The organism is Trebonia sp. (genome assembly GCF_049794275.1).
In the GTDB taxonomy this organism is placed as follows: Bacteria; Actinomycetota; Actinomycetes; order Streptosporangiales; family Streptosporangiaceae; genus Trebonia.
Genome location: NZ_JBARCR010000452.1, coordinates 1 through 6,334, shown reverse-complemented (window position 1 = coordinate 6,334; position 6,334 = coordinate 1). Strand labels below are relative to the sequence as shown.

Below are 6,334 nucleotides of genomic sequence, written 5' to 3'. Positions count from 1 at the left end.
GGGGAGCTCCGGCGTGCCGGCGGCAGCGGCAGCTTCCACCTCGGGCACTTCGGGTATCTCGGGTACCTCGGGCATGGCCGCCGCGCCGAGCTCCGGCGTGCCCGTGTGCGCGATCGCCGCCTCGGCGGCGGCCACCTCGGCGTCGCCCAGGTCTAGTGCCTCCGCGTCGGCCAGCGCGGTCGACCCTGTCGGCGCCTCTGGTCCTGGCGCCATCTTCTCGAAGAACCGGAGCAGCTCGACGGGGACCGGCATGACGAGCGTGCTGTTCTTCTCGCCCGCCACCTCGACCACGGTCTGCAGCAGCCGCAGCTGCAACGCCGCCGGGTCCTTCGCCATGACCGCCGCCGCGGCGGCGAGCCGCTTGGACGCCTGGTATTCACCGTCGGCGGTGATGATCCGCGCGCGGCGTTCCCGCTCCGCCTCGGCCTGCCTGGACATGGAGCGCTTCATGCCCTCGGGCAGCGACACGTCCTTGATCTCCACGCGCTCGACCCGGATGCCCCACGGCTCCTCGGTCGGCTCGTCGATGTTCCGCCGCAGCTCCCTGTTCACGGTTTCCCGCTCGGCGAGCAGCTGGTCCATCTCGGACTGGCCGATGATCGACCGCAGCGAGGTCTGCGCCTGCTGGGAGATGGCGAACATGTAGTTCTGCACGTTGACCGTGGCCTTGATCGGGTCGACCACGCGGAAGTACACCACGGCGTCCACCCGGACAGACACGTTGTCCCTGGTGATGCCCTCCTGGGCGGGCACTGCCATGGCGATGATCTGCATGTTCACCTTCTGCATGCGGTCGCCGATCGGGCGGATCCGGGCCAGCCCGGGGCCGCGCACCTCGGGAAGCACCTTCCCGAAGCGATAGATGATGCCTTTCTCGTACTGCTGGACGATCTTGAACGACCGTCCGAGGCCGATCAGGATGCCCAGCACAACGATCACTAGCCCAACGATGAGACCTGCCATCTGAGGACCGCCTCCTTTTCGTACTGCAAGGGCTTAACTATCAGCGTAGTCCGCGCCGCAACCGCTGCGCAGGACCAGTTGCCCGGGAGCCAGCCGCGCCCGTTCTGGATAACTGAATTTTCAAGCCGCACCACGCGAGAGCCGCACGGAGCAGCACGTTCCGGTCTCCAGCCGACGATAGCCTCGGATAAGAGAGGCAAGAAAAAGGGGCGATACGGGCATGACAACGAGGGACACCGACTGGGACGGTGTGCGGCTGCACGTCGTGACGGGCAAGGGCGGCACCGGCAAAACGACTGTCGCCGCGGGCCTCGCCCTCGCCCTCGCGCACGGCGGCCGCAAGGTGCTGCTGATGGAGACGGAGGGGCGGCAGGGCATCGCCCGGCTCTTCGACCGGCCGCCGCTGCCGTACAAGGAACGCAAGATCGCCATCGGGCCCGGCGAGGCGGACGACGGCCGCGACCACGGCGGCGACGTGTACGCGCTGGCTGTCGACCCGGAAGGCGCGCTCCTCGACTACCTGCAGATGTTCTACAACATGCGCAGCGCGGGAATCGCGCTGACCAGGCTCGGCCTGGTGGACTTCGCGACGACGATCGCGCCGGGGCTGTCCGACGTGCTTGTCACCGGCAAGGCGACCGAGGCGGCGCGCCGCAGGCGGCCGGGGCCCCCAGGCGGCGGGTACCAGTACGACGCCGTGGTGATGGACGCCCCGCCCACCGGGCGGATCGGCCGGTTCCTCAACGTCACGGCCGAAGTGTCAGGCCTGGCGAAAGTGGGCCCGGTCCGCACCCACGCGGACACGGTCGCGAACGTGATCAAGTCGCCGCAGACGGCGGTGCACTTCGTCTCCACGCTCGAGGAGATGCCGGTGCAGGAGACCCTGGACGGCATCGCGGAGCTGCGCGCCATACCGGGCATGCAGGTCGGCGGCATCGTGATCAACATGGCCCGTCCCGCGGTGCTCTCCCCAGAGGAGCTGAAGGCCGCGCCCGACGTGCCGGCGATGGCGGCGGCGCTTGCGGACGCCGGGCTGCGCGACACAGGCGAGCTCGCCGCGGCGCTGGCCGACGAGCTCGCCGAGCACGCGCGCCACGTCGAGCTCCAGGACCGGGAGCGCGCCGAGCTCGAGGCGGCAGGCCAGCCGGTTTACGAGCTGCCGATGATCACCGAGGGTGTCGACCTGTCCGGCCTGCACCGGCTGGCTGCCGAGCTGCGCGACCAGGGGGCGGCGTGACCGGGAACCCGCTGCTTGACATGGACCGGCTCATCGACGACCGGCGCACGCGGATCATCGTCTGCTGCGGTTCTGGCGGTGTCGGGAAGACCACCGCGGCGGCCGCGATCGGGCTGCGGGCCGCGGAACGCGGCAGGGAAGTCTGCGTGCTCACCGTCGACCCCGCCCGCAGGCTCGCCCAGTCGATGGGCCTGACCTCGCTCGACAACACGCCGCGCATCGTCGAGGGCGTCGAAGGCAAGGCGGGCGGCAGCCTGCACGCGATGATGCTGGACATGAAGCGCACGTTCGACGAGGTCGTCGAGGCGCACGCCGACCCGGCGCGCGCGGCGCAGATCCTGGCCAACCCGTTCTACCAGTCGCTGTCGTCGGGCTTCGCCGGCACGCAGGAGTACATGGCCATGGAGAAGCTCGGCCAGTTGCGCCGCTCGAACGAGTGGGACCTGATCGTGGTCGACACGCCGCCGAGCCGGTCGGCGCTCGACTTCCTCGACGCGCCGGAACGCCTCGGCAGGTTCCTCGACGGCCGCCTGATCCGGGTGCTGACCGCGCCGGTCAAGGCGAGCCGCCCGTTCGGCCGGGTGCTCAACGCCGGGCTATCGGTGATGACCGGCGCGCTGACGAAGCTGCTCGGCGGGCAGGTGCTGCGCGACGCGCAGACGTTCGTGACGGCGTTCGACACGATGTTCGGCGGGTTCCGCGAACGGGCGGAAGCCACCTACCGGCTGCTGCAGACGCCCGGCACGTCGTTCCTGGTGGTCGCCGCGCCCGAGCCGGACGCGCTGCGCGAGGCGTCGTACTTCGTGGAGCGGCTTGACGAGGAGCGGATGCCGCTCGCGGGGCTGATCCTGAACCGCGTGCACGCGGCGGGTGGTGCCGGGCTGAGCGCGGCGCGATCGCTCGCCGCCGCTGAGACACTGGACGGAATTATCCAGAACGAGCCCGTGGCTTCCGCCCCGGCCGCCGGTTACTCCGTGGCGACGGCGACGCTCAGGCTGCATGCCGAGCGGATGAGCCTCGGCGAACGGGAGCGGCGGGTGTCCCGCGCTTTCACGTCGGCGTACCCCGCCGTTCCCGTCGTAGAAGTACCTGCGCTGCCGGTGGACGTGCACGATCTTGAGGGACTGCGCCGGATCGGCGAGGCACTCGCGGACGCCGGCGGGCAGCGGAGCTAGGCAGCTGAATCAGCTGGCGACCAGCTCGTCGATGCCCTGGCGCTCGTAGCGGTCACGAGCCCGCTCGAGCAGCTCACGCCACGACGTGACGTCGGGCCTGCGGCGGAGAAGCGCACGCCGCTCGCGTTCGGTCATTCCGCCCCAGACACCAAACTCGATGCCGTTGTCGAGCGCGTCCGCAAGGCACTCGGTACGGACCGGGCAACCCCGGCAGATGAGCTTGGCCCGGTTCTGGGCTGCACCCTGGACGAAAAGCTCGTCAGGGTCTGTTCCCTTGCAGGCGGCGCGTGTGGTCCAGTCGGTGATCCACATGTGCCCAACTCCTCTTGATCGCCGGACACACGTGTGCCCGGGCGGTCTGCGTTGACGGATTGCTTCCCGTGAGGGTGTGCGGCCACCCGGTCACGGTTATCTCTTCGTGACAAAGCAACTTACGGAAGTCGGGCCATTGCTGCCAAGACCCCGGCGTGGCCATTTCACAGATAGTCCTGATGGGCTATATACGCGTGAGTGGCTAGTCACGGTTCGGTTGCGGACGGGGCCTTTCCGTTACTTGAAGTGGAAGAATGTCCTCATAGGTCTGCCATGGCGACCGTAACAGGGCGCTGACCGCGTACTCTATGACCCGTGCAGCTCTTGGACTGGACAGCCAACAAGTCAAGCGCTGTCGGACGCCTGCTTCTGCTGTCTGGGCTGGGCGGCGTGCTCGCGGCGGCGATAGCGCTCCCGGTCGTGGCCGCGACCGGGATCCTGGTGCGGAACACCTCCGACAAATTCACGACGCTGTCAATGGAGACGTCCGCCCTGCCGCAGCGGTCTGAGATCTTCGACCGCCTGGGGAACCCGATCACCTCCGTGTACGGCGTGGACCTCGGCAAGGGGATGTCCTTTACCGGCATCGACAGGCAGCCGGTGACCTACAACCAGATCTCCCCGTACATGGTCCAGGCGATCACGGCGATCGAGGACGACAGGTACTGGACGCACGGCGCGCTCGACGTCAAGGGGACCCTGCGGGCGCTGGTGAACGACCTGCGCCACCAGCCGGTCCAGGGCGGGTCGACGATCGCCCAGCAGTACGTCAAGGGCATCCTCGTGCTCCAGGCGTACGGCAACAAGGCGGCCGAGCAGGCCGCCACCGCGGATAACCTGAGCCGCAAGGTGGACGAGCTGCGGATGGCGGTCCAGGCCGAGCACAACCTGTCCAAGCAGGACATCCTGGCCGGGTACCTGAACGACGCCTTCTTCGGCAACGGGGCGTGGGGCATCGAGGCGGCGGCCGAGACGTACTTCAGCACCACGGCCGCGAAGCTGACCCTGCTCCAGGCCGCCACGCTGGCGGGCATCGTGGAGAACCCGACCGCGTACGACCCGATCCACAACCCGGCGACGGCGCTGGAGCGACGCAACACCGTGCTCGCGCGGATCGCGGCGACGCACCCCGTCGCGCCGGCCCCGACCGCCCCGCGGCTGACGGCGGCCGCCGCGGCGGCGGCCATGAAGCAGAAGCTAACGCTGCACGTGGGCAATGTGCAGAGTGGCTGCTCCGCGAACACCGTGGGGGACGACGCCTTCTTCTGCGACTACGTGGAGCACGTTGTCCTGCTGGACGCCCAGTTCGGCGCTACCACGCAGGACAGGGCCAAGCTGCTCGCCACCGGCGGGCTGCGCATCTACACCACGCTCGCCCCGCAGGACCAGGGCGCGGCCACCAACGCCGTCAACCACGTCCTCCCGGCGCGCAGCGGCACGTACAACCCGGCGCAGAACGCCGACACCGAGGTGCTGATACAGCCGGGGACCGGGAAGGTCACGGCGATCGCCGAAGACCGGCCGTACGGCACCGGCAACGGCCAGACCGAGGTCGACTACGCGGTCAACAGCCAGTACGGCGGCCAGGAAGGCGTGCAGACCGGTTCATCGTCAAAGCTGTTCACCCTGATCACGGCGCTCGACCAGGGCGTGCCCTTCGGCTTCCAGCAGACCGTGAAAGGCCAGGAGGACGTGCCGGGGTTCACCAACTGCGCCGGGCAGCCGGTCGGTGTCGACCCGCAAACCGGCCAGGTCGGCGTCTTCCCCGTGGTGAACGCCGAAGGGCCTAATGGCGGCGGCGCGTACTCGCTGTACACCGGCACAACGCAGTCGATCAACGTCTTCTACGCCCACCTGGAGGCGAAGGTGGGCCTGTGCAACGTCGTGCATACCGCCGTCAGCATGGGGATGACGCGCGCCGACGGCAAGTCGCTGCTCGCCTGGGACGGGGCGTACAAGGACAAGAGCGGGAAGATCCAGTACTCTCAGCCGCCGGCCGACGACCTGCCGACCTTCACGCTCGGCGCCGTCAACGTGTCGCCGATGTCCATGGCCGCGGCGTACGCGACGCCGGCCTCCGGCGGCGTCTACTGCAAGCCGATCGTGCTCACCAAGGTCATCAACGCCGCGGGCCAGTCGCTGCCGGTGCCGTCAGCGGGCTGCCACCGGGTGATGTCAACCGACGTGGCCGCCGCGGTGAACTACATCCTCCAGGGCGTCCTCACCAGCGGCACAGCCGCTGGCATGGGGCTGGCCAACTACCAGGCCGCCGGCAAGACGGGCACCTCGAACGTGCAAAGCGGGAACGGCACGCCGTTCGCCGCGTTCGCGGGGTACACGACGAACCTGGTCGCCTACGTCTCGGTGTTTAACCCGATCTCGCCGGTCAAGTACACGATGACCGGCTACAGCGCCTGCTACGACAACGAACCCGGCTGGGGCGGCCTTGAGTGCCCCGGCGAGATGTTCGGCGCCAACGCCCCGGCGTCCACCTGGCACATGACGTTCGACAACGCCAACCTGTCCGGGTCGCAGGACTTCGCGCAGGTCTCGCCCTCCAGCTCGCTGTGGAGCCAGGGCGACGGCCAGGTCGTCAAGCAGCCGCCGAAGAAGGGCGGCAAAGGCGGCGGAGGCGGCGGCAATGGAG

At 69.0% G+C, this 6,334-nt stretch carries 5 protein-coding genes; 3 read left to right on the top strand and 2 right to left on the bottom strand.

The window, feature by feature from the left end; genetic code table 11:
* Positions 1-963 (bottom strand): SPFH domain-containing protein (locus WA805_RS12480; RefSeq protein ID WP_425242411.1); only part of this gene is annotated, 963 nt, incomplete at its 3' end.
* 220 nt (positions 964-1,183) lie between these two features.
* Here WA805_RS12480 and WA805_RS12475 point away from each other — a divergent pair.
* Both WA805_RS12475 and WA805_RS12470 read left to right on the top strand, forming a co-directional pair.
* Positions 1,184-2,200, top strand: coding sequence for an ArsA-related P-loop ATPase (locus WA805_RS12475; protein WP_425242410.1), 1,017 nt, complete (start codon positions 1,184-1,186; stop codon positions 2,198-2,200).
* A 20-nt stretch (positions 2,201-2,220) separates the two neighbouring features.
* Positions 2,221-3,375 (top strand): ArsA family ATPase, encoded by a 1,155-nt coding sequence (locus WA805_RS12470; RefSeq protein ID WP_422274669.1) that lies wholly within the window; start codon positions 2,221-2,223, stop codon positions 3,373-3,375.
* A 9-nt stretch (positions 3,376-3,384) separates the two neighbouring features.
* On the opposite strand, the gene WA805_RS12465 is transcribed toward WA805_RS12470, so the two are convergent.
* Complete coding sequence (locus tag WA805_RS12465) at positions 3,385-3,687, bottom strand: WhiB family transcriptional regulator (protein WP_300610113.1); 303 nt, start codon at positions 3,685-3,687, stop codon at positions 3,385-3,387.
* 315 nt (positions 3,688-4,002) lie between these two features.
* On the opposite strand from WA805_RS12465, the gene WA805_RS12460 reads away from it, so the two are divergent.
* A partial coding sequence (locus WA805_RS12460; protein ID WP_425242409.1) for a transglycosylase domain-containing protein occupies positions 4,003-6,334 on the top strand: 2,332 nt, incomplete at its 3' end.